General features: G+C 65.3%; 26 protein-coding genes. 23 read left to right on the forward strand and 3 right to left on the reverse strand.

The genetic code is table 11. From position 1 onward, the window contains the following. Positions 1-54 precede the first annotated feature (54 nt). Genes CEY09_RS08755 through CEY09_RS08765 form a run of 3 tightly spaced genes read left to right on the forward strand, consistent with a single transcriptional unit; the run spans position 55 to position 3,424 of the window. The gene (locus CEY09_RS08755) at positions 55-1,026 is read left to right on the forward strand and encodes a Bug family tripartite tricarboxylate transporter substrate binding protein (protein WP_175216724.1); all 972 of its coding nucleotides are present in this window, start codon (positions 55-57) and stop codon (positions 1,024-1,026) included. Then, positions 1,023-2,258, forward strand: coding sequence for a CaiB/BaiF CoA transferase family protein (locus CEY09_RS08760; protein ID WP_088588340.1), 1,236 nt, complete (start codon positions 1,023-1,025; stop codon positions 2,256-2,258). Before CEY09_RS08755 ends, CEY09_RS08760 begins: the two co-directional genes overlap by 4 nt. Continuing rightward, a complete protein-coding gene (locus CEY09_RS08765) occupies positions 2,258-3,424 on the forward strand; it encodes an acyl-CoA dehydrogenase family protein (protein WP_088588341.1) in 1,167 nt (388 codons plus the stop codon). Before CEY09_RS08760 ends, CEY09_RS08765 begins: the two co-directional genes overlap by 1 nt. A gap of 44 nt (positions 3,425-3,468) precedes the next feature. Here CEY09_RS08765 and CEY09_RS08770 read toward each other — a convergent pair whose 3' ends face one another. Beyond that, the gene (locus CEY09_RS08770) at positions 3,469-4,206 is read right to left on the reverse strand and encodes an IclR family transcriptional regulator (protein ID WP_088588342.1); all 738 of its coding nucleotides are present in this window, start codon (positions 4,204-4,206) and stop codon (positions 3,469-3,471) included. A 142-nt stretch (positions 4,207-4,348) separates the two neighbouring features. Between CEY09_RS08770 and CEY09_RS08775 the strand changes: the two genes are divergently transcribed. The 7 genes from CEY09_RS08775 (at position 4,349) to CEY09_RS08805 (ending at position 9,558) form a co-directional block, all read left to right on the forward strand. Beyond that, positions 4,349-4,726 (forward strand): flagellar protein FlaG, encoded by a 378-nt coding sequence (locus CEY09_RS08775; RefSeq protein ID WP_035212609.1) that lies wholly within the window; start codon positions 4,349-4,351, stop codon positions 4,724-4,726. A 144-nt stretch (positions 4,727-4,870) separates the two neighbouring features. After that, positions 4,871-6,253, forward strand: coding sequence for a flagellar filament capping protein FliD (fliD, locus tag CEY09_RS08780; protein ID WP_088588343.1), 1,383 nt, complete (start codon positions 4,871-4,873; stop codon positions 6,251-6,253). Positions 6,254-6,271: 18 nt separating this feature from the next. Further along, a complete protein-coding gene (fliS, locus tag CEY09_RS08785; protein ID WP_088588344.1) occupies positions 6,272-6,700 on the forward strand; it encodes a flagellar export chaperone FliS in 429 nt (142 codons plus the stop codon). A gap of 49 nt (positions 6,701-6,749) precedes the next feature. After that, the gene (locus CEY09_RS08790; protein ID WP_088588345.1) at positions 6,750-7,103 is read left to right on the forward strand and encodes a flagellar protein FliT; all 354 of its coding nucleotides are present in this window, start codon (positions 6,750-6,752) and stop codon (positions 7,101-7,103) included. Then, a complete protein-coding gene (gene fliK, locus CEY09_RS08795; RefSeq protein WP_088588346.1) occupies positions 7,100-8,413 on the forward strand; it encodes a flagellar hook-length control protein FliK in 1,314 nt (437 codons plus the stop codon). The genes CEY09_RS08790 and fliK overlap by 4 nt, the downstream gene beginning before the upstream one ends. Beyond that, on the forward strand, positions 8,413-8,730 hold the full coding sequence (locus tag CEY09_RS08800) for an EscU/YscU/HrcU family type III secretion system export apparatus switch protein (RefSeq protein WP_088588347.1): 318 nt from the start codon (positions 8,413-8,415) through the stop codon (positions 8,728-8,730). Before fliK ends, CEY09_RS08800 begins: the two co-directional genes overlap by 1 nt. Positions 8,731-8,757: 27 nt before the next feature. Continuing rightward, positions 8,758-9,558: a flagellar brake protein gene (locus CEY09_RS08805; protein WP_088588348.1), complete on the forward strand. Its 801-nt coding sequence runs from the start codon at positions 8,758-8,760 to the stop codon at positions 9,556-9,558. Between the two features lie 47 nt (positions 9,559-9,605). Here CEY09_RS08805 and fliE read toward each other — a convergent pair whose 3' ends face one another. Beyond that, entirely contained in the window at positions 9,606-9,938 is a 333-nt protein-coding gene (gene fliE, locus CEY09_RS08810) for a flagellar hook-basal body complex protein FliE (RefSeq protein WP_006223464.1), read from the reverse strand. A 331-nt stretch (positions 9,939-10,269) separates the two neighbouring features. Between fliE and fliF the strand changes: the two genes are divergently transcribed. The 13 genes from fliF (at position 10,270) to fliR (ending at position 21,642) form a co-directional block, all read left to right on the forward strand. Then, positions 10,270-11,934 carry a flagellar basal-body MS-ring/collar protein FliF gene (gene fliF / locus CEY09_RS08815; RefSeq protein ID WP_006223465.1) on the forward strand — a complete coding sequence of 555 codons (1,665 nt, stop codon included), beginning with the start codon at positions 10,270-10,272 and terminating at the stop codon, positions 11,932-11,934. Continuing rightward, a complete protein-coding gene (fliG, locus tag CEY09_RS08820) occupies positions 11,924-12,934 on the forward strand; it encodes a flagellar motor switch protein FliG (RefSeq protein WP_088588349.1) in 1,011 nt (336 codons plus the stop codon). Before fliF ends, fliG begins: the two co-directional genes overlap by 11 nt. After that, the gene (fliH, locus tag CEY09_RS08825; protein WP_088588350.1) at positions 12,927-13,670 is read left to right on the forward strand and encodes a flagellar assembly protein FliH; all 744 of its coding nucleotides are present in this window, start codon (positions 12,927-12,929) and stop codon (positions 13,668-13,670) included. Before fliG ends, fliH begins: the two co-directional genes overlap by 8 nt. Positions 13,671-13,756: 86 nt before the next feature. Further along, a complete protein-coding gene (fliI, locus tag CEY09_RS08830; protein ID WP_088588545.1) occupies positions 13,757-15,181 on the forward strand; it encodes a flagellar protein export ATPase FliI in 1,425 nt (474 codons plus the stop codon). Then, a complete protein-coding gene (gene fliJ, locus CEY09_RS08835; RefSeq protein WP_088588351.1) occupies positions 15,174-15,623 on the forward strand; it encodes a flagellar export protein FliJ in 450 nt (149 codons plus the stop codon). Before fliI ends, fliJ begins: the two co-directional genes overlap by 8 nt. Before the next feature lie 24 nt (positions 15,624-15,647). Then, on the forward strand, positions 15,648-17,024 hold the full coding sequence (locus tag CEY09_RS08840; protein ID WP_088588352.1) for a flagellar hook-length control protein FliK: 1,377 nt from the start codon (positions 15,648-15,650) through the stop codon (positions 17,022-17,024). A gap of 170 nt (positions 17,025-17,194) precedes the next feature. Then, entirely contained in the window at positions 17,195-17,815 is a 621-nt protein-coding gene (gene fliL, locus CEY09_RS08845) for a flagellar basal body-associated protein FliL (protein ID WP_088588353.1), read from the forward strand. A 2-nt stretch (positions 17,816-17,817) separates the two neighbouring features. After that, entirely contained in the window at positions 17,818-18,825 is a 1,008-nt protein-coding gene (gene fliM / locus CEY09_RS08850; RefSeq protein ID WP_088588354.1) for a flagellar motor switch protein FliM, read from the forward strand. After that, positions 18,818-19,372, forward strand: coding sequence for a flagellar motor switch protein FliN (gene fliN / locus CEY09_RS08855; protein ID WP_006224611.1), 555 nt, complete (start codon positions 18,818-18,820; stop codon positions 19,370-19,372). The genes fliM and fliN overlap by 8 nt, the downstream gene beginning before the upstream one ends. Before the next feature lie 13 nt (positions 19,373-19,385). After that, positions 19,386-19,709, forward strand: coding sequence for a flagellar biosynthetic protein FliO (gene fliO / locus CEY09_RS08860; protein WP_006224610.1), 324 nt, complete (start codon positions 19,386-19,388; stop codon positions 19,707-19,709). 28 nt (positions 19,710-19,737) lie between these two features. After that, complete coding sequence (fliP, locus tag CEY09_RS08865) at positions 19,738-20,529, forward strand: flagellar type III secretion system pore protein FliP (RefSeq protein WP_088588355.1); 792 nt, start codon at positions 19,738-19,740, stop codon at positions 20,527-20,529. A 19-nt stretch (positions 20,530-20,548) separates the two neighbouring features. Beyond that, the gene (gene fliQ / locus CEY09_RS08870; protein ID WP_006219058.1) at positions 20,549-20,818 is read left to right on the forward strand and encodes a flagellar biosynthesis protein FliQ; all 270 of its coding nucleotides are present in this window, start codon (positions 20,549-20,551) and stop codon (positions 20,816-20,818) included. Between the two features lie 35 nt (positions 20,819-20,853). After that, positions 20,854-21,642, forward strand: a complete 789-nt coding sequence (gene fliR, locus CEY09_RS08875) for a flagellar biosynthetic protein FliR (RefSeq protein ID WP_088588356.1) — start codon at positions 20,854-20,856, stop codon at positions 21,640-21,642. 94 nt (positions 21,643-21,736) lie between these two features. Here the strand turns inward: fliR and CEY09_RS08880 are convergent, their stop codons facing one another. Further along, positions 21,737-23,332, reverse strand: coding sequence for a methyl-accepting chemotaxis protein (locus CEY09_RS08880; protein WP_088588357.1), 1,596 nt, complete (start codon positions 23,330-23,332; stop codon positions 21,737-21,739). Positions 23,333-23,339: the final 7 nt, after the last annotated feature.

Consider the following 23,339-nt stretch of genomic DNA (forward strand, 5'->3'; position numbering starts at 1 on the left):
AACAGGCAGCGGACAAAGAGCCGCGCTTGACCCCACAAAAACTGGAGACAAACCATGCGAAACCTGAGCCTGCTGGGCGCGGCCCTACTTGGCGCAGCGGCCGTGATGGCGGCCCCCGCCACCCACGCCGCCGACTATCCCAACAAACCCATCACCCTGATCGTGCCCTTCCCGGCCGGTTCGGGCACCGACGCCGTCGGCCGGATATTCGGATCCGAACTGTCGGCCATCCTGGGCCAGCAGATCGTCGTCGAGAACAAACCCGGCGCCAACGCCACCATCGCCGCCAGCTACGTGGCGCGCGCCAAGCCTGACGGGTACACCCTTTTCGTCACCACCAACACGTCGCACTCGGCCGCCCCCTGGCTGATGAAGAACGTGCCCTACGACCCGGTCAAGGACTTCACTCCCATCGCGCGCGGCGGCAACCTGCCCTTCATCCTGGTCGCGAATCCGAAGCGCCCCTGGAAGACGGTCGCCGACCTGGTGGCGGACGCCAAGAAGAACCCGGGACGCATCACCTACGCCAGCGGCAACAGCACCGGCATCGTCGCCGGCGCCACGCTGGCCGACCGCGCCAAGATCGACATCCTGCACGTGCCTTACAAGGGCACGCCGCAAGGCCTGACCGATGTGGTCGGCGGGCAGGTGGACTTCATGTTCACCGACCTGGCCTCCGGCCTGCCCTTCGTGCAATCGGGCCAGTTGCGCGCGCTGGCCGTGTCCACCGCCGAACGCAGCGCCATCGTGCCCGACCTGCCGTCCATGGCCGAGTCCGGCGTGAAGGACTTCGACCTGAATTCCTGGAACGGCTACTTCGGCCCGGCCGGACTGCCGCCCGACGTCGTGGCCAAACTGAACGCCGCGATCAATCAGGTCGTGGCCAAACCGGAAGTGAAGAAGCGCCTGGCCGGCCTGGGCTTCGACGCTTTCTCCAGCACGCCCGAGGCGTTTGCGCAGTTCGTCAGCGAACAACGCGACCTGTGGGGCAAGCTGATCCGCGACGCGGGAATCGAACAGCAATGACGCAGCACAACCCCTCTGAGACGACATCCGGCGCCGGCCCGCTGAGCGGCGTGCGCATCCTGGACCTGAGTTCAGTCGTGATGGGCCCCTACGCCACGCAGATCCTGGCCGACCTGGGCGCCGACGTGATCAAGGTGGAGCCGCCCTCGGGCGACAACATGCGAGCCGTCGGCCCCATGCGCAACCCCGGGATGGGCCACCTGTACCTGCACCTGAACCGCAATAAGCGGTCCATCGTGCTGGACCTGAAGACGCCCGAGGGCCTGGACGCGTGCCTGAAACTGGCCGAAAGCTGCGACGCCCTGCTCTACAACATCCGGCCGCAGGCGATGGCCCGCCTGGGCTTGTCGTATGAAGCGGTGGCCGCGCGCAACCCGCGCATCGTCTACCTGGGCGCCTACGGTTTCGGCGAGGCCGGCCCGTACGCCGGACGGCCCGCCTACGACGACCTGATCCAGGGCCAGACCGGCATCGCCGCGCTATCGGCCCAGCAAAGCGGCGACGTGCCGCGCTATGCCCCGCTGACGCTGGCGGACCGTGCCGTAGGCCTGCACGTGGGCATTGCCCTGGTGTCGGCGGTGCTGCACGCCAGGGCGACGGGACGCGGACAACAGGTCGAGATCCCCATGTTCGAAGGCATGGCGCACCTGGTATTGGGGGACCACCTGGGCGGCGCCACCTTCGAGCCGCCGCTGGGCCCGACCGGCTACGCGCGCCTGCTGGCGCCGCATCGCCGACCTTATGCAACAGCCGACGGCTATATCTGCCTGTTGATCTACAACGATAAGCACTGGCGCAATTTCTTCGGCCTGATTGGCCGGCCGGAGCTTGAGCAGGATCCCCGTTTCTGCACGCACGGGGCGCGGGCCGCGCATATCAGCGAGGTCTACGCCTTTGTGGCGGAGGTGATCAGCACGCGCCCGAGCCAGGCATGGTTGGACGATCTGGCGCGCGCGGACATCCCCGCGTCTCAGCTGTACACGGTGGACGGATTGCTGCAGGACGAGCATCTGGCCGCCACCGGCTTCATCCGCGAAATGGACCACCCCTCCGAAGGCCGGATACGCACGACTGCTCCGCTGGGCCAGTACCAGGGCACGCCCACATCCCTGCGTCGGCACGCGCCCAGGCTGGGCGAACACAGCCGCGAAGTGCTGGAGCAAGCCGGCTATGACGCCGCCCGGATCGACGCCCTGGTCGACCGCGGCATTACCCAAGATGGAAATAACTGATGGACTTTGCCTTCACCCCCGATCAATTGGCGCTGCGTGACGCAGTTTCGCGCATCTGCGGCCGTTACCCCGACGAATACTGGCTGGAACGCGACCGCGAAGGCGGCTTTCCCGAGCCGCTGCACGCCGACCTGGCGCGCGACGGCTGGCTGGGCATCGCCATGCCGCAGGAATACGGCGGCGCCGGCTTGGGCATGACCGAGGCCGCACTGATGATGCAGACCATCGCGGCCTCCGGCGCGGGGTTTACCGGTGCGTCCGCCGTCCATATGAATATCTTCGGCCTGAACCCGGTCGTCGTGTTCGGCAGCGACGAGCAGCGTGCGCGTTGGCTGGAGCCGCTGATCGCCGGCCGCGAGAAGGCCTGCTTCGCCGTGACCGAGCCGGACGCCGGGCTGGACACCACCAAGCTGTCCACGCGGGCCGTCCGCCAAGGCGACGAGTATGTGGTGCATGGCCGCAAGATCTGGATCTCGACGGCGCAGGTCGCCAACAAGATGCTGCTGCTGGCGCGCACCACGCCGCTGTCCGAGGTGGACAAGCCCACGCAGGGGCTGTCACTGTTCTATACCGATCTGGATCGCGAGAAGATCGAAGTGCGGGAGATCGAGAAAATGGGTCGCAAGGCCGTGGACTCGAACATGCTGTTCATCGACGGTTTGCGCATTCCGGTGGCCGACCGCATCGGCGAGGAAGGCCGCGGCTTTGAATACATCCTGCATGGCCTGAACCCGGAACGCATCCTGATCGCCGCCGAAGCGGTAGGCATCGGCCGCGCCGCGCTGGACCGGGCGGTGAAGTACGCCGGCGAACGCACCGTGTTCGGCCGGCCCATCGGGCAGAACCAGGGTATCCAGCACCCGCTTGCCCAGGCCTGGATGCAGCTGGAAGCGGCAGACCTGATGGTGTTCAAGGCCGCCAGCCTGTACGACGCCGGCCAGCCTTGCGGGCCCTATGCCAATACCGCCAAGTACCTGGCGGCCGAGGCCGGCTACAACGCCTGCCAGACCGCCGTAATGACGCTGGGCGGCATGGGCTACGCCAAGGAATACCACGTGGAGCGCTTGCTGCGCGAGAGCTTCATCCCGCGCATCGCGCCGGTCAGCCCGCAGCTGATCATGTGCTTCATCGCGGAAAAGGTGCTGGGGCTGCCGAAGTCGTACTGACGCCATCGCCGCTGCGCCGCTGCGCTGCGTGGCGCGATAGCGTCTCAGGCCTGCTGTTCCAGCCCGGTGCAGGCCGCCCGCAGGATGCGCGCATAGGCTTCCTGCTGCGGCTCGATCCGGTAGATCGGGCCGCCGACCGAAATCGCATAGTGTTCGCCCGACAGGGTGACGGGCCAGGCGATGGCGCCCACGTCCGCGATGGATTCTCCGCTGTTCATGAACCAACCGCGCTGTCGCGACCGCTGGATATCGTCCTGCAGCGCTTGCGGCGTGACGAGCGTGCGCTCGTTGTAGCGGGTCATTGCCATGCCGGCCAGCATCGTATCGCGCACGGATTCGTCCATCAGCGACATCAACGCTTTACCCAGCGAATTGGCGTGAACGTCTTTGAACTCGCCGGCAACGGGCGCATATCGGATGGTATGTGGGGAATCCAGCACATCCAGATAGACCACGCGCCCGTCCTGCGTCAGCTTGGCGAACACGACGGTCTCGCGCGTGGCGTCCCTTAATTCGACCAAGCTGGGATAGACCCGATCCAGAACGGGATCGGCTCGGGCAATGCGCTGGGCCATGGCCAAGAGACGGCCCGTGGGGTAGTAGCCCTGCCGGCGGCCGGTTTCGTACAGGTAGCCCAGGCCGGTCAGCGTGCGGATCAGCGCCAGGCAGCTGGACACCGGGACGTCCAGCAGCCGGGCAAGCTCCGACAAGGGCAGCGCGCGCTTTTCGCGGGCAAAGGTTTCGATGATTTCGATAACTCGCAGCGCCGTCTTGACACTCATTGCCCGATCCGAACTATTTAGCACGTGAAACATCTGCCTCGCCGAGGGCTAAAGTTCCCTGCGGGCATGCCGTTATGGTAGCTGAGAATTCCCTGAAAACAGCGCGTTCCTCCGAGACGCCCACATCGCCGCTGGAGTGATCATGGCCGTAACCCCTTTAGCACCCGCTACGTACGCACCTGCTGCGATGACCCAGGCGCACGTCGTGGCCGAACCGGCCGTGAGCGTCACGCCCGCCGCCGCAACGACTAATAGCGGCGCTTCCGACAGCGCCACGTCGGACCAATCGGACTCGCAGAAGCTGCCCCTGGACAAGGCGCTTGATGAAATCAACGACCAGATGAAGGCCTGGTCCACGCAACTTCAGTTTGAGATCGATCCCAACGTACATCAGGTCGTCGTGTCGGTGGTGGATGCGGAAACCGGTGACGTACTTCGCACCATCCCCAGCGAAACGGTGCTGAAAATCGCCAAAATGATCGTGAACATGCAAGGCAATGGCATCAAAACCACAGCTTGATACGCCACTTAAAACGGCGTTTATCGCTTATTTTGGCGCCAATCTGTGAGAGAAGCACCGAATTAGGCCCGCCTTATGCCCTTACCCGGCCAATCGCCGGCACCGTATTTTTGACAGAATCGCTTCGCAAGAAAGGAATTTCACATGGCTTCCATCACTAACCTCGGCTCGACCACCGGTTTGCCCCTGGAAAAGATCCTGACGGATCTTCAGGCCGCCGAGGACAAACGACTGAGCATTTATTCGACCCGCCAGGCCAGCTACGAAGCCCGGGTGAGCGCGTTCGGCCAAGTGCAAAGCGCTGTGGAAGCCTTGCAAAAGGCTGCCGAAGCGTTGGGGAAGTCGTCGACGTTGGATGCGGTCAAGTCGACCGTAACCGGTGATGGCCTGACCGTGACTATCGGAGAAAATGGCGCCACGATGGGCGAGTACTCGATCAATGTAAACAAACTCGCTACGGCCCAAACACTGCAATCGGGCGTTGTCGCCGATCGCAAGGCGGCCAATGGCGCGTCTGGCTCATTCGAAATCGAACTTGTCAATGGCGACAAGCGCACCATCAACCTGACCGACACGTCCTTGGACGGTATCGCCAAAGCCATCAATTCCGACGACAAGGCTGGCGTACGCGCCACCATCATCACCAACGGCGATGGGGCAAGCTATCTGATGCTCAGCGCCAAAGATACCGGCGAAAAGGCCGCGGTGAAATCCATTACCGTTGCTGGCAACTCCGATCTCAAGAACATCCTGAATTACAACACCGATCCCGCCGACACCAGCACCAAACTGAAGCAACAAACCGCAGCGGTTGATGCGGAGATCGAGATCAACGGCATCGCGGTCAAGAGTGGCAGTAATAACATTTCCACGGCTATTGACGGCATTACGTTGAATCTCACCGCGAAGACTGAGGATGGCAAACCCATCACAGTGAAGCTGAGCAGCGATACCGCCGTTGCAAGCAAAGCCGTGGGAGATTTTGTCAACGCTTACAACGCGCTGCAAAACACAATCACGAAACTGACGGCGTTTGACGTCGCAGCACAAACAAATCAAGCCCTGACCGGCGACGGTACCACGCGCAGCATTCAGTCGGCGATGTCCAACGCCTTGCAAGCATTCACGACTGACGGGACAGTACGCTCCCTCGCCGACCTGGGTATTTCAACCGACCCGAAAAGCGGCCAGTTGAAGTTGGACCAAGCCAAACTGGACAAGGCGCTGGCAGCTAACCCCGCCGATGTCAAACAGCTCATGACTTCGCCCGATGGCCTTGCGGCGAAATTCGCCGCAGCCACGAAGAACGTCCTGGGCGACAACGGATCGATCAAGGCAAGCAAAGATGGCCTGACCAAATCGATCGAAGATGTGAAAGAACAATTGGATCGCGCCAAAACGTCCAGCGCGGCACAAATGGCGCAGATGCGCGCTCAGTTCGTTGCCTTGGACAAGTTCGTATCGCAGCAAACCGTCACGGCGAACTACCTCACCCAACAGTTCGCCGCCTTGGCCAAATCCAAGTAATTTATAGAAGATGCATTAATGACTTACGCCGCCCGCCGTCCCACAGGCTCCCATTCTGTGCGCTCCTATGCCGACATCGGCCTGGAAACGCAGATCGTTGGCGCGAGCCCGGAACGGCTGATCTCCTTGCTATATCTTGGCGCGCGTGCAGCTATCGGGCAGGCCCGCATCCACATGCAGGAAGCCAGGGTGACGGAGCGCGGCACGGCCATTTCCAAGGCGATCAAGATCGTCGACGAGGGCCTGAAGACCGGACTGAACATGGAGGCAGGCGGCGAGATCGCCGAGAATCTCGCCCGCCTCTACGATTACATCGTCCGTACGCTTTTGATGGCGAATCTCAAGGCAGACCCCGAGCAGCTTGAAATTGCCGACCGCCTGTTGGCGGATCTGGCCGAGGCTTGGCAGACTTCCATCGACCGCCCTGTCGGCGGCACGCAGCCTTGATGGCACGGCGCAAACGAACCCAGCCCGCCAGCAAACGCCCGAGATTTCCATGACGTCCCTTACCCAGCCCACCACTCCCATCCTGGAACGCTACCAGGAAATCGCCTTCATCACGGGCGAAATGCTTGCAGCCGCCCAAGCCGGCGACTGGGATGCCGCGATGGTCCATGGGCAACAATATTGCGAGCAGGTCGAGCGCCTGCGCATGACTGAACGCACGGTTCCGCTGGATGACGCCGCGCGCGCCATGAAATATGACTTGCTCGTGCGCATCCTGGAAAACGACGCTCTGACGCGCGACCTGGCCCTGCCGCAACTGGCTCGGTTGGGCGAGCTGCTGGGACGCATGAAGCGCCAGCAGACCTTGCTCTCCGCCTACGGTAACCGGACGCCTGAAGAATGAGCGTAGGTCCCGCCGCACTCGGCAACGTCCTGGTGCAGCGGTTGGACGCCGTGCTTGGCACGACGATGTCCGCCGCTACCGCCAATCAGGTCTCCGGCGCACGGCCGGACGCGGTCAGCCAGCCCGGAGGCCTGGATAAGCCCGGCTCGTCGGATGGTTCCACCCGCGATTCCCGGCAAGGCATACAGACTGGCGGCGCCCGAGGCGACCGCCAGAATACTGTTGTCGACGCCAAGACCGCCGCCGCCCTGGCGCTGGCTGCCCGTGGACTCGTCACCAGCAGCGACACTACTGCGTCGGCCCCGACCACGCTGGGCACGACCGCCCGGACGATTCTTGCCTTGCTGGCCCAGTATCCCGAGGCCGCGCCTGCCGTGCAGGGGCGCGCACCGCTCTGGAACGCCAGCGGCGCGCCGGGCCAAACCGCTGGTCAAGCCCCGTCCGGACAGCAGGCCGCAGCGACTGCGGGCCAACCCACGCCTGCCGCGACGCCGGCGCCTGCCCAGCCGGCACCCTCAGCCGACCTCGCCACGGCCGCGGATGCCGCCGCAGCCACCAAGCTTGTGCGACCGGCTGGCCCGGCGGACGCCAACGCCGCCCGCGGCGCCGATGCCGCTGCTCACGCCTCGCAGGCGGCAAGCGGCCCGTCAGCCCGTTTGCTGGGCCAGGCGTTGCGCCAGGCCCTGCAAACCAGCGGCCTGTTCTACGAATCGCATCTGACGAACATGGTCTTCGGGCGACTCAGCCCGTCGTCGCTGCAGAACGAGCCCCAGGCCAAACTGAGCAAGGACGACATCCCGCAGAACACCATGCCGACACGCGCCCGGCCGGAGGCCCCTGCCTCGGGCCGGGCTGGCGGCGGCGCGGATGCGCCCTCCGGCGCCGGCTCGTCCTCCACCTCAGCACCGGGTGCACCGATTACCGGCATCCACCAGGACCTGACGGTGCTGGTGCGTCAGCAGCTGGACGTGCTGGCCAACCAGTCGCTGACCTGGCAAGGCGAAGCCTGGCCGGGCACGCCGATGGAATGGGAAGTGGAACGCGACCCTTACGGCGGGGATCCCGACTCGGCGACGCCCACTTGGGCTACGCGCCTGAAGCTGGATCTGCCCCGGCTTGGCCTGGTGGACGCCCGGCTGAACCTGGCTGGCGACCAGATCGTCCTGCAACTGGTTGCCCCCCTGGCGGCCGCCGAGATCAATGACTCGTCCGACCAGCTGCGATCACGCCTCCTGGCCGCGGGCCTGACCTTGAGCAACCTGGCGGTCAGCGTGACGGAACCCCGCGCCATCGACCCGAACGACCTCTGATGAGCACCACCTCCTACGCCGAGGACAACGGCCCCAACGCCAACCGCAACGCAGCAGTCGCCATTTCGTATGACGACAAGGACGGCGCTCCGCGCGTCGTCGCCAAGGGCTACGGCCAGTTGGCCGACACCATCGTCCGTGCCGCCGAAGAGAATGGCTTGTACGTGCACGAGTCTCGCGAACTCGTCGGGCTGCTCATGCAGGTGGACCTGGACGCACATATTCCCCCCCAACTGTACGTAGCAGTGGCAGAATTGCTGGCCTGGCTCTATCGCCTGGAATCGCGCGAGCTTCCCGAAACCGCGCCACCCGCCTGACCTCACTCTCTAAGGACCACCATCGTGTTGGATGCCAGCGACCCGGAATTCCTGCTGACCCGGCCGGAAGACATGCGCTCAGCCTTGTTTGAACTGACGCACCCCGACAGCCACATCCTCGTACGCGATGCCGCCGACCGCGAGATGGCCGTGCTTGTCCTGGGCGCGGACAAGCACACCCGCCAGTTCTTCTGGCGGCCCCGCGACTACGCGGGCGCCGACTTCGAACAGTCCGACAGCATGGGCCTATTGAGCGGCACCACTTTCCATTTTCACGCCACTGCTTACGGCGGCGTGCAGATCCGGTTCCGCGTGCAGCGTCCCGAGGTGATCCAATTCGACGACGGCAGCGCGGCGTTGGTGTCGCCCTTTCCCGATCGGCTCGCTCGCATCCAGCGGCGCAAGATGTTCCGTGCCTCACTGGCCGGCAGCGCCAACCTGTGCCAGGCCAGCTGGCAACCCGTGCCAAAAGAGAAGCCGTACAGTTTCACGGTGCGCGACCTGTCGGTCGAGGGCGTGGGCCTGCGGGTCGGACTGGCGGTGCCGGTGCTGCCAGTGCGCGGCACGGTGATGGAAGCCGTGCAGCTGGACTTCGGCGAATTGGGCAAGCTCAGCGCCGATCTGGAAGTGCGCAACGTCTACCCGATTTCAGGCCAGCCGATGATCCAGCCGGGAACACCAGAAGACGAGGCGCCCAGGCACGTCTCGCTGACCGGCGAACCGCCGATGAGTCACGTGGGCGCCGTATTCCTGAATCTGGATGCGCGCCAGGAGAACTGGCTGCAGAAAGTGGTGTGGCGCCTTGAGAAAGGCGCGCAGCGCGACTGATACGCCCGAGGGGGCAGCAAGCAAAGCCCCCGTTTCTTTCCTTGGCCTTAAACGGCCATCGAGGAAATTTCCTTGTAGGCGGCAACCAGCTTGTTGCGCACCTGCACCGCCGTCTGAAAGCCGATACTGGCTTTCTGCATATCGATGATCACATCATTGAGCGAAATGTCGGGCGCGCCCATTTCGAAGGCCTTCGCCTGAGCGGACGATGCGTTCTGCGCAGCCGTCACGCGGCGGATCGAGCGCTGCAGCTCGGCAGCAAAGCCGTCGGGCTGGCCGACCATTTCACCGGCGGCGAGATTGCCGGTTTCCGCCTTGCTCACGACGGAGCGCATCTGCTGGAGCATGCTTTCGATGCCGGACAAGCCTGATACAGCCATTACCTGATTCCTTGCTGGTGGGGCATGACGCCAATGTTGTGCAGAGCGTAACGCCGATCGCGCGCGCCCATAGCCGATAAAAACCGCCAAAAACCCCGACATTTCCTCGAATGCCGCCAGCCTGGCGCAAGCCCATGGCCGCGGCCTTCGCCTTGCCGTCGACATAGAGGATAAGTAACGCCAAAAACCGGCTGTTTTCATCGATTGGGATTGTCGTACCAACGGCAATAATCCAGGCTCTCCCCAGACCAGAAGCACGTTGCATGTGTAATCTGCCCTACCCAGACATGAAGTCCTTTTCCCTGCTCCGCGTAGCCAGCGGGAGCCATCGATGAATCAGCAGGCCACTCTGAGTTCGTCGCTGCTGGCGAAGTTCCCCGCCCTGGAAAAGATACGCGCGCTGCCCAAGCCTATCCTGCTTGGCGCGGCGGCCGCCGTCGTTGCGCTGGTCGTTGCTGCCGTGATGTGGGGCAGCGAACCCAAGTACAAGGTCCTGTTCTCGAACCTGGACGACCGCGATGGCGGTGCCATTGTGACGGCGCTCGGCACAATGAACGTGCCCTACCGTTACAACGAGACCGGCACTGCCTTGCTGGTTCCGGCCGACCGCGTCTACGACGCCCGGTTGCAACTGGCTTCCCAAGGGCTTCCGCGCGGCGGCTCGGTCGGTTTCGAGCTGATGGACAACGCCCGCTTCGGCGCCAGCCAGTTCGCTGAGCAGATCAACTACCAGCGCGGCCTGGAAGGCGAGCTGGCTCGTTCGATCGAAGCGATGCACACCGTGCAGCACGCCCGCGTGCACCTGGCCATGCCGCGCCAATCGCTGTTCGTGCGCGAACGCCAGGCGCCCACGGCGTCGGTGCTGCTGAACGTCTACCCGGGCCGCAGCCTGAGCGACGCCCAGGTATCGGCGATCTCGTGGCTGGTGGCCTCCAGCGTGCCCGAACTGACCGCTGAGAATGTATCGATCGTCGACCAGAACGGGCGCCTGCTGTCCGCGCCGCTGGGCGAAGGCCGCGGCATGGACGCTGACCAGATGCGCTTTGTGCGCGAAATGGAACAGCGCACGGTCGAACGCATCCTGACCATCCTGAATCCGCTGGTCGGCCCGGGCAACGTCCACGCCCAGGCCAGCGCCGACGTCGACTTCGCGCGCCGCGAAGAGACCTCCGAAGTCTATCGCCCGAACCAGGAACCGGGCCAATCCGCCATCCGCAGCCAGCAGACCAGCGATTCCACCCAGCGCGGCGTCAACCCCGCCCAGGGCGTGCCCGGCGCGCTGTCGAATCAGGCCCCGGCCAACGCACAGGCCCCGATCGCCAACCCGCCCGCGCCGCAACCGCCCCGCCCCGGCCAGCCGCAACAGCCCGCCAATGCGCAGCAACAGCAGACGGGCACGCAGACGGCCACGACAAACCTGAACGAGCGTCGCGACGCCACTACCAACTATGAAGTGGACCGCACCATCAGCCACATCAAGCAGCCGGTGGGCAATCTGAAGCGCCTGTCAGTCGCCGTGGTGGTGAACTACATCCGCGACAAGGACGGCGAGCCCCAAGCCCTGCCGCCCGAAGAACTGAACAAGCTGACCAATCTGGTCCGCGAAGCCATGGGCTATTCCGAAACGCGCGGCGACTCCCTCAACCTGGTCAACAGCCAGTTCAACGATGGCCCGCCGCCGGTGCCGATGTGGCGCGACCCGGAAATGATCGCCCTATTCAAGACCATCCTGGCCTGGCTGGTGGGTCTGGTGGTTGCGTTGTGGCTGTACCGCAAGGTTCGCCGCTCGGTCACCGAGTACCTGTATCCGCCGGTTGATCCGGAAATGGCTGAGGCCGAGCGCGTCGAAGCAGCCCGCGAGGCCCAGGACGTGGCCCGCTCGAAGGAAGTCAGCCGTTACGAAGACAACCTGGAACGCGCCCGCACGATGGCTAATAAGGATCCGCGCGCCGTCGCAATGGTTCTGCGCACCTGGATGAGCAAAGATGAAAAATGATTCCACCCCGATGGACGGCATGACGCGCAGCGCCGTCCTGATGATGTCGCTGGGCGAGGACGCGGCAGCCGAGGTCTTCAAATACCTCAGCGCCCGTGAAGTGCAGCAGGTCGGCGCGGCGATGGCCAGCCTGAAGCAGGTCACGCGCAATGACGTGGCTGTCGTGCTGGAAGAATTCCGCCAGGAAGCCGACCAGTTCATGGCCGTCACGCTGGGCTCGGACGACTACATCCGCAGCGTCCTGACCAAGGCGCTGGGCAGCGACCGCGCAGCCGGCCTGATCGAAGACATCCTGGAAGCCGGCGACGGCGGCAGCGGTATCGACGCGCTGAACTGGCTGGACCCGAACACCGTGGCCGAGCTGATCGGCGACGAACACCCGCAGATCATCGCGACCATCCTGGTCCACCTGGAGCGCGACCGCGCCGCCGGTGTGCTGGCCTTGCTGACCGATCGCCTGCGCAACGACGTCATGCTGCGCATCGCCACCTTCGGCGGCGTGCAGCCCGCGGCCTTGTCCGAACTGACTGAAGTGCTGAATTCCGTGCTGGCCGGCCAGGGCGCCAAGCGCAGCAAGATGGGCGGCGTGCGCACCGCGGCCGAGATCCTGAACATGATGAATTCCTCGGACGAGGAAACTGTCGTGGCCAGCCTGCGCGAACGCGACAACGACCTGGCGCAGAAGATCATCGACGAGATGTTCGTGTTCGACAACCTGCTCGACGTCGAAGACCGCGCCATCCAGCTCATCTTGAAGGAAATCGACAACGACACGCTCATGGTTGCGCTCAAGGGCGCCCAGGAAGAGCTGCGCGCGAAGTTCCTGCGCAACATGTCCAGCCGCGCCGCCGAAATGCTGCGCGAGGACCTGGAAGCCCAGGGTCCGATCCGCATGTCGAAGGTCGAGGCCGAGCAGAAGAAGATCCTGCAGATCGCCCGCCGCCTGGCCGAAAGCGGCCAGATCGTCCTGGGCAACTCCGGAGACGATGCGTATGTCTGAAGCGGACAACGGCGCGACGACGCTCATCTCGCGCAGCGCCGCCTGGCGGCGCTGGCAGATGCTGTCGTTCGACGAGCCGGCGGCCGTCGAAGTCGAGCCGGAGCCCGAACCCGATCCGGGTCCGGATCCCGCCGTGGTGATGGCGCAGCTGCGCGCCCAGGCGATGGCCGAAGGGCGCGAGGAAGGCTACTCGCACGGCCACGCGGCCGGCATGGAAGCAGGCCAGCAAACGGGACACGATGCAGGATTCGCCGCAGGTCGCGAAGCCGGTTTCGCCGAGGGCCTGGCCCAGGCGCGCGAACAGGGCGCGGCCGAAGCGCAGCGCCTGCACGCGCTGGTCGAAGCGTGCGCCGCGTCGCTGGGTTCGCTGGAAGAAAAAATGGGCCAGAGCCTGCTGACGCTGGCGCTGGACATCGCGCAGCAAGTCGTGCGCACGACGCTGGCCGAGCAGCCTGAAACGGTTGCCGCCGCCGTGCGCGACGTGCTGCACATCAACCCGTCGGCCGGCGGCCAGATGCGCTTGTGGGCGAACCCCGACGACATCGAGCTGATCCGCCTGCACCTGGCGGACGAACTGAAAGAAGGCCATTGGCGCGTGCTGGCCGATGAATCCATCGCGCGCGGCGGCTGCCGCGCCGAAACGCCTTACGGCGACATCGACGCCACGCTGCAGACGCGCTGGCGCCGGGTGGCGGCCTCGCTGGGCCGCAATGTCTCCTGGGAGGAGCCGGCGTGAACAGCCACCCGGCTCCGGCACAGCCCGGCCAGACGGCCGCGCCGACGTCGTCCGCGCCCGCCGTTGCGGCACCTGCCGTCCCGGTCATCGACCGCTGGAAGACGCAGCTGGAGATCGGCTCGATCCGCGCCGCGTCGACCGACCCGTGGCTGGTCAGTGGCAAGATCACCCGCGCGACCGGCCTGGTGCTGCATGCCACCGGCCTGCGCCTGCCCGTCGGCGCAGCCGCCCGCATTGAAATCGCGCGTGGCCATGACCATTGGGCCGACGCCGAGGTCGTGGGTTTCGACGGCCACACGCTGTACCTGATGCCGCAGGCCGACATTTCCGGCCTGCCGCCCGGCGCGCGCGTCGTGCCCGGCGAACCGCCCGTACAGCGGCAGATCCCGCTACCGCGCAAGGCTGAACTGAACGGCAACGCCAAGCCTCAGCTTGGCCGCCACCTGCCCGTGGGCAACGCCCTGCTGGGCCGCGTACTGGACGGCGCGGGCCGCCCGCTGGACGGGCTGGGTCCGTTGACGGGCGCTGAACTGGCGCCGCTGTCCGCCCTGCCCATCAACCCCTTGTCGCGCGCACCGATCGACACCGTGCTGGACACCGGCGTGCGCGCCATCAACGGGTTGCTGACCGTCGGGCGCGGGCAGCGCATGGGTCTCTTCGCCGGTTCGGGCGTGGGGAAATCCGTGTTGCTGGGCATGATGGCCCGCTACACCAAGGCCGACGTGATCGTCGTGGGCCTGATTGGCGAGCGGGGCCGCGAAGTCAAGGAATTCATCGAGCACAACCTGGGCCCCGAGGGCCTGGCGCGCTCGGTCGTGGTGGCGGCGCCTGCCGACGTGTCGGCCCTGCTGCGCCTGCAAGGCGCGGCCTACGCCACGCGCCTGGCCGAACACTTCCGCGACCAAGGCCTGGATGTGCTGCTCATCATGGACTCGCTGACCCGCTACGCCATGGCGCAACGGGAAATCGCGTTGGCCATCGGCGAACCGCCTGCCACCAAAGGCTACCCGCCGTCGGTGTTCGCCAAGCTGCCCATGCTGGTCGAACGCGCCGGGATGGGTGCGCCCGGCCCGTCGGGCAAGGCCGGATCCATCACCGCGTTCTATACGGTGCTGGCCGAAGGCGATGACCAGCAGGATCCTATCGCCGATTCGGCGCGCGCGATCCTGGACGGCCACGTGGTGCTGTCGCGCCATCTGGCTGAAGCCGGCCACTACCCCGCCATCGACATCGAGGCGTCGATTTCCCGTGCGATGACCTCGCTGATCACGCCGCAGCAGTTCGCCGTCGTGCGCCGGTTCAAGCAGAACCTGTCGCGCTACCAGCGTAACCGCGATCTGATCGCCGTAGGCGCCTATGCCGCCGGCAACGATCCGCAACTGGACGAAGCCATCGCGCGCTATCCCCGTCTGGAGGCGTACTTGCAGCAGGACATCGGTGAAAACGTCGGTTACGACGACGCCGTCAACCAGTTGCGCGCCAGTTTCGAGTTAAGGGACACCTATGCCTAGCCAATTGCCTTTGGACATGCTGATCAACCTGGCCAAGGAAAGCACGGATGAAGCCGCGCGCCTGTTGGGCCGGCTCAGCGCCGAACGCACCAATGCCGAGCGCCAGCTGGGCATGCTGAACGACTACCGCCAAGACTACCTGGAGCGCCTGCAACAGGCGATGACGACGGGAATGTCGGCGAGCGACTGCCATAACTACCAGCGTTTCATCGGCACCCTGGACGACGCGATCGGCCAACAGCAGACCGTACTGCGCCAGGCGGACGAGAACCTGGCCAAGGGCCGCCAGTACTGGCAGCAGGAAAAACGCAAGCTCAATTCCTACGACGCCCTGGCGCAGCGCGAAATGCGCGCGCAGGCCGTCGTGGAATCCCGCCGCGAACAGCGCGCCAACGATGAATACTCCGCCCGCCTGGTCCAGCGCCAGGCCGGCCTGCATTAAGCAATACCTCACAGGAAGCCCAAGATGACCGCTCCCCTGCCCTTGCCCACGATCGCACCCGTCGCGCCGACGTCGATCGCCGACGCGCTTGGCGCCAACAAATCCGCGTCCGCGAACAAGAAAGGTCCGAGCTTTTCCGACGTGCTGGCCCAGCAGCGTCCGAAGCCGTCCACCGATTCGCGCCCTGCGAACAATGGCGCCAAGACGCCCGGCAAGAACACGACTGCCAACGACCCGGCCAGCAAGGCTGAAAACGCTGCCGCCGGCGCAATCGACGATGCGGTGAAGACCGCCGCTGCCGCGGAAGCCGGCGCAATGGCTGTTGCCGCCACCCAACAACCGGCCGCGCCGGTCTTGCCGCAGCAAGCGCTTGAAATCGCCGCCCAGGCGGCTGAACAAGTGCAGCTTGCCCGCGGCAACGCCGAAGCCGCCGCGGCGGCGCTGGGTTCCGGCGCGGCCGTGCTCACCGCCACGCTGAATGCCGCCAACGTCAACGCCGGCGCCGCCGCTGCGCCTGGCACGCCGGTCGCCGCAACGGCCCAACAGGCCGAAGCGGCCGCCGCGCTTGCCGCGCGCGATGCCCAGGCCGCCTTGCCGGTGGTGACCGCCGCCGTCAAGCCGGGCAGCGCCGCGGCCCCGGCCGTGGAAGCCGCGCCCGCCAACGCGAAGCCTGCGGCGAAGACCGAGTCGGTTCGTCTTGCCACCGACCTTACGCTGCCGCGCGTACCGCGCGATGCCCGCGCCGAGACCGAACACACAACTACGCTGCCGGCGCGCACCGAAGAAGAACTGACCGCGGCGTTGACCAGCACAGCGCAACAATTCCAGGCGCCGCAACACGGCGCTTCGGCCCAGGATCATCTGGCCCAGGCCTTGGCCGCTGCTACGCAGCGCCAGGCCGTGCCCGTGGTGAATCAAGCCGCAGTTGCCGCACCGGCCGTGCCCGTCGTGATGCAGATCGCCACTCCCGTGGGCGGCACGCACTGGGGTACTGAACTGGGCCAGCAAGTCGTGATGATGAGCACCAACGCGCGCCAAGGCATGCAAACGGCAGAACTGCGCCTGGATCCGCCCGACCTGGGCCCCCTGCGCGTCAGCCTGAACCTGGCCGATGGCGTGGCTAGCGCCTCGTTCGTGTCGGCTCACGCGTCGGTGCGCCAGGCGATCGAAACCGCCATCCCGCAATTGCAGCAAGCGCTGGCGCAAGCCGGCATTTCATTGGGCCAGACCAGTGTCGGTGAACAGGCCGCGCAGCAGGAATTCGCGCAACAGCAGGGCGGCAATGGCTCGCAACGTCAGAACGGCGGCGGATCGGTGGTTGCCGATGCGACGGCCGGCAACGCCGCGCCCGTAGTGCCCTCGCCGCGCAATGCCAACGCCCTGGTCGACACCTTCGCGTAGCAAACAGGCGGCCCGCAGCCAGCAATGGATGCGGGCAGTGCAGCAATAGCTTGAGATACGCGGCTTTCGCCCTGTTTTTCGCCTCCAAGCCGAGGCGGGAATTGGGGCAGAATGCTTTCATCCACTAAGTATCCGTTTTCACCAGCGGCCCAATACGCATCGAAACCGAGATGGCGACTTCCAAAACCTTATCCGCGCCGTCGGGCGCGAAGACCTCCGGCGGCATCGGCCGCATCCTTCGCCCGATCCTGGCCATACTGGTCCTGCTCCTCGTCGCGGCCGCCAGCGCCGGCGCAACCTGGTTCATCACCCAACGCATGCAGCAGCCGCAACCCGGCGCCGCGGTGCAACTGGGCGTGGGCCAGGTCCCGGGCGGCCAGCCTGGCCAACCCGGTCAGCCGGGCCAGCCCGGCCAAGGCCCGCAGGCAGCGCCGACGACCTTCGTCGCCCCGCCCGCCGCTCCTGTCGCCGTGCCTGCGCCGATCTTCGTGCCGATCGAAGCATTCACCGTTACGTTGCAGAACGCCGACACCGAACGCATCATGCACGTGGGCCTGACCCTGCGCGTGAGCGACGAACAGACCCGCACCCGGCTTGAAAAGTACATGCCTGAAGTGCGCAGCCGCATCCTGATGGTGCTGTCCTCGCAATCGCCCACCGGCGTGCAGACGCAGCAAGGCAAGACGGATATGGCCACCGCGATCAAGCAGGCGGTCAACCGCCCCTTCTCGCCCCTGCCGGACGGCCAGTATGTCACCGACGTACTGTTCACGGCGTTCGTGGTGCAATAAGCATGGCCTACGAGGCATTCCTTTCACAGGACGAAGTCGATGCGCTGCTTGCCGGCGTCACCGGCGAGAGCGACAGCAAGTCCGAGGCGGCCAGTACCAACGATGGCGCGCGCGCCTATGACCTGAGCTCGCCCGAACGCGTCGTGCGCCGCCGCATGCAGACGCTGGAGTTGATCAACGAACGTTTCGCGCGCCATATGCGCAACGTGCTGTTGAACTTCATGCGCCGCAGCGCGGACATCACGGTCGGCTCGATCAAGATCCAGAAGTACGCAGACTTCGAACGCAACCTGCCCGTGCCGAGCAATCTGAACATGATTCAGATGAAGCCCCTGCGCGGCACGGCGCTCTTCACCTATGACCCGAACCTGGTGTTCCTGGTCATCGACAGCCTGTTCGGCGGCGATGGCCGCTACCACACGCGCGTCGAAGGCCGGGATTTCACCACGACCGAACAGCGCATCATCCGGCGCCTGCTCAACCTGACCCTGGAAAGCTACGGCAAGTCCTGGGACCCCGTCTATCCGATCGAATTCGAGTACGTGCGCTCGGAGATGCACACCAAGTTCGCCAGCATCACCGGCAACAATGAAGTGGTGGTCGTCACCTCGTTCCATATCGAATTCGGCGCGACCGGCGGCGACCTGAACATCTGCCTGCCCTACTCCATGATCGAGCCGGTGCGCGATCTGCTGACGCGGCCACTGCAGGAAACCACGCTGGAAGAAGTGGACCAACGCTGGTCGCAGCAGTTGTCGCGCCAGGTTCGCAGCGCCGACATCGACGTGGTCGCGGAATTCGCGCGCATCCCCTCGTCGATCCGCGAGCTGATGAGCCTGAAAGTGGGTGACGTCCTTCCCGTGGACGTGCCCGAAACCATCATTGCCAACGTGGATGGCGTGCCGCTGATGGAATGCGGCTACGGCGTCTTCAACGGCCAGTACGCGCTGCGCGTACAGAACATGTTTACCTACGATACCGATTCACACGAGGCCCCCGACCATGACTGACAAGAACGAGCCCGGCACCGGCTCGTCCCCGGCCGACGACTGGGCCGACGCGCTCGCCGAACAATCCCGCGCCAATCCGCCCACCCAGGCCGATGGCTTGAAGCCGCAGGACGACTGGGCAGCCGCGATGGCTGAACAATCCGCCGCCACGCCGGCAGCCCCCGCACAGGCCGCGCCCGCCGCGCCTGCTGCCCCGGCACCGGCGCCGGCAAAGCCTGCCGCGCAATCCGCGGCCCAGTCGGTGTTCAAGCCCCTGGCCGGCGCTACCGCCGGCGCCGGCACCGACATCGACCTGATCATGGACGTGCCCGTCCAGTTGACGGTCGAACTGGGTCGCACCCGACTGACCATCAAGAACCTGCTCCAGCTGGGCCAGGGCTCGGTGGTCGAGCTCGACGGCCTGGCCGGCGAGCCGATGGACATCTTTGTCAACGGCTACCTGATCGCCCAGGGCGAAGTCGTCGTCGTCGAAGACAAGTACGGCATCCGCCTGACCGACATCATCACCCCGTCCGAGCGGATCAACCGCTTGAACAACCGTCGTTGACGGCACCGGCGCCATGACCGAATCCTCCCTGCTGCGCGTCATCATCGGCCTTGTGCTGGTGGTGGCCGCCATCCTGGTTTCGGCATGGCTCGCCAAGCGCGCCGGATTGACCCAGCGCGGCGGCGGCAACTTGCTCAAGCAGGTCGCCAGCCTGCCGGTCGGTGCGCGCCAAAGCATCGTCGTCGTCGAAATCGACAACACCTGGCTGGTGGTGGGCGTCAGCCCTAACCAGATCAGCACCCTGCATACCCTGCCCGCCGGCCAGTTGCCGGAGGGTTCGCCCTTGCCCGCCGCAGCATTCGCGGCCAAGCTGGGCCAGGCGCTCAAGCGCCGCTAGCGCCACCCGCGCGATCCAAGCGATACCCATGAGTTTGCTCACCCGCACGACCTCCACCCGCGCCCGTCAGAACGCGCTGCCGTTGCTGGCTGCCGCCGCGGTGCTGGCCCTGGCCTTCTTTCCCGCCGGCGTCGTCGCCCAGGCCACGCTGCCGGCACTGACCACCACCCCTGGCCCCAACGGCTCCGAGACGTACTCGCTCAGCATGCAGACGCTGCTGCTGATGACCTCGCTGTCGTTCCTGCCGGCCGCGCTGCTGATGATGACCGGCTTCACCCGCATCATCATCGTGCTGGGCCTGTTGCGCAGCGCAATGGGCACGGCGATGTCGCCACCCAACCACGTGCTGATCGGGCTGGCGCTGTTTCTGACCTTCTATACGATGTCGCCGGTGTTCGACAAGATCTACGCCGACGCCTACAAGCCGCTGTCCGAGGGCTCGATCCAGTTCGAGACCGCCGTCGAACGGGCCGCGGGGCCGCTGCGTACCTTCATGCTGCACCAGACCCGCGAGAACGACCTGTCGCTGTTCGCCAACCTGGCCAAGCAGCCGGCACTGGAAGATCCCTCCCAAGTGCCGCTGCGCATCCTGGTGCCGGCGTTCATCACCAGCGAACTGAAGACCGCGTTCCAGATCGGTTTCACCATCTTCATTCCGTTCCTGATCATCGATCTGGTGGTCGCCAGCGTGCTGATGGCGCTGGGCATGATGATGGTGCCGCCCGTCACCGTGGCGCTGCCGTTCAAGCTGATGCTGTTCGTGCTGGCCGACGGCTGGAACCTGCTCATGGGCTCGCTCGCCCAGAGCTTCTACCAATAACGCCCGGAGCAGAATCGCCATGACAGCCGAAACCGTCATGACCATGGCCTACCAGGCGATGAAGATCGTCCTGGCGATGGCCGGCCCGCTGCTGCTGGTCGTGCTGGTGGTGGGTCTCGTCATCAGCATTTTCCAGGCCGCCACGCAAATCAACGAAATGACGCTGTCGTTCATTCCGAAGCTGCTGGCGATGTGCGGCGTGCTGGTGCTGCTGGGCCCGTGGCTGATCGGCGTCATGGTCGACTACATCCGGCAATTGATCGGCCAGATCCCCATGCTGGTGTCCTGAGCGGCCCACCCCGCCAGACGCCAGACGCTCCTCCCATGATCGCCTTCACGCTCGAACAGCTCAACGGCTGGATCGGCCAGTTCCTCTGGCCGTTCGTGCGCATCCTGGCGCTGGTGGGCACGGCCCCCCTGTTCTCCGAATCCATCATCCCCGTCAAGGTCAAGGTCGGTCTGGCCTTTGTGCTGGCCGTCGCCGTCAGCCCGGCGCTGGACCCCATGCCGCCGATCGCGCCTGGGTCGTTCGCGGGCCTGTGGATGGTGATGCAGCAGGTGCTGATCGGCATCGCCATGGGGTTCACAATGCGGCTGGTGTTCGCCGCCGTGCAGACGGCGGGGGAGTTCGTGGGCCTGCAAATGGGTTTGTCGTTCGCGTCGTTCTTCGACCCCAGCTCCGGCGCCAACACCGCTGTGCTCTCGCGCCTGTTCAACATCGTCGCAATGCTGACCTTCCTGGCGCTGGACGGCCATCTGCTGGTCCTGGCGGCCTTGGTGCGGTCTTTCGACACACTGCCCGTGGCCATGATCCAGCTGCATCAGAACGGCTGGGGAGTGGTCGTGGAATGGGGCAAGACCGTATTCGTTTCCGGCCTGTTGCTGGCGTTGCCGCTGATCTGCGCGCTGCTGACCATCAACCTGGCGATGGGTATCCTGAACCGTGCGGCGCAGCAGCTGTCGGTGTTTTCGGTGGGCTTTCCGGTCACCCTCATCGTCGGCGTCACGATGCTGACCGTGGTGCTGCCGCATGCCGGGCCTTTTTTGGAATCGCTGTTCGAATCCGGGCTGGGCGCCATGAGCCGGGTGGTCGACGCCTTGGCGGGCCGATAGCACCCCGGGTTCGCCAGCTTTTACCAGCACATCATGCAAAACGGCCGCTTTTCAGCGGCCGCTTCTTTAGGAGGATGTTGATCGCTCGGGCAGATCAGGGCTGACCGGTCAAGCGGAACACACGGATCGTTTCGCGCAGTGCGCCGGACTGGTTGCCCAGCTGTATCACTGCACCGCCCAGTTCCTGCACCAGCGCGGTGTTCTGCACCGTCATCACGTCCATCTGCGACACGGCGGAATCCACCTGTTCAATACCGCTGGACTGCTCTTGCGAGGCCTGCGAGATCTCGCCGATGATGTCCGTGACGCGATGTACGGCGGCCACGATCTCTTCCATCGTGGCGCCGGCTTGCTCGGCCTGTGCCGACCCTTCCGACACGCGGTCGACCGAATCTTCGATCAAGCCCTTGATTTCCTTGGCGGCCTGCGCGCTCTTTTGCGCCAGGCTGCGCACCTCGCCGGCGACGACCGCGAAGCCCTTGCCGGACTCGCCCGCACGCGCGGCTTCCACCGCAGCGTTCAACGCCAGGATGTTGGTCTGGAACGCGATGCCTTCGATGATGCTGACGATGTCCGCGATCTTGCGCGAGCTGTCAGAAATGCCGTGCATGGTGTTGACCACCTGGCCCACCGCCACGCCGCCGCGGCGCGCCACGTCCATGCTGCTGGCGGCCAATTGATTGGCCTGGCGGGCATTGTCGGCGTTCTGACGCACCGTCGAGGTCAGCTGTTCCATGCTGGCAGCGGTCTGCTGCAGCGAGGCCGCCTGCCCTTCCGTGCGACCCGCCAGTTCCTGGTTGCCACGGGCGATATGCACGGCCGCGTGCGTGGTGCCCTCGATGCCCCGGTAGACGTCCTGTGCAATGCCGATCAGGCTTTTGCGCATGACTTCCAGCGAAAACTTCAGGCTGCCCACTTCATCGTCGGAATCCGCCACGATCTGCGTGGTCAGGTTGCCGGCGGCGACCTGGCGCGCCATGTTGGCGGCATCCACCATCGGATCCAGCAGAGACCGCGACAGGCTCCAGCCCATGCCGAAAATGGCGATTACGCCCAGCGCGATAACCCCGCAGCCGAGGCTGGCGCCCAGGGTATCCATAGTGGCCCAGTTGGCATGCAGCCCGTAGGCGCCGGCGCCCGCAACGATGCCGCCGGACAGCAGCGCCTGGCGCAGCATGCGGCTGCGCACGCTGCGCTTGAAGGGAAACGCCACGAAGTCCAGTCCGCGCCGCCAGCCGGCGCGCACGGGGCGGCCGCGGTGGATGCGCACGCCGCGCGCCGTGCCTTCGCGGATGCGGGCGTACAGTTCCTCGGCCATCTCCACCTGCTCGTCCGACGGACGCACGCGCACCGACGAATACGCGACGACTTCGCCGTTTTCGACAATCGGCGTGGCGTTGGCCAGCACCCAGTAATAGCCCCCGTCCTTGCGGCGGTTCTTGACGAGCCCCAGCCACGATTCGCCCGATTCCAGCGTGTCCCACAGATCCGCATAGGCTTCGGACGGCATGTCGGGGTGGCGCACGATATTGTGCGGCTTGCCGATCAGTTCTTCGCGGGTGAAGCCGCTGACTTCGACGAACGCCGGGTTCGCGTAGACGATGCGGCCCTTGGTATCGGTACGCGAGATCAGGTACTGATCTTCACGCAGCTTGGTTTCCACGTCATGGACGGGTAGGTTCACGCGCACAGCTAGT

Source organism: Achromobacter marplatensis, assembly GCF_002209535.1.
Classification (GTDB): Bacteria; Pseudomonadota; Gammaproteobacteria; order Burkholderiales; family Burkholderiaceae_B; genus Achromobacter; species Achromobacter marplatensis.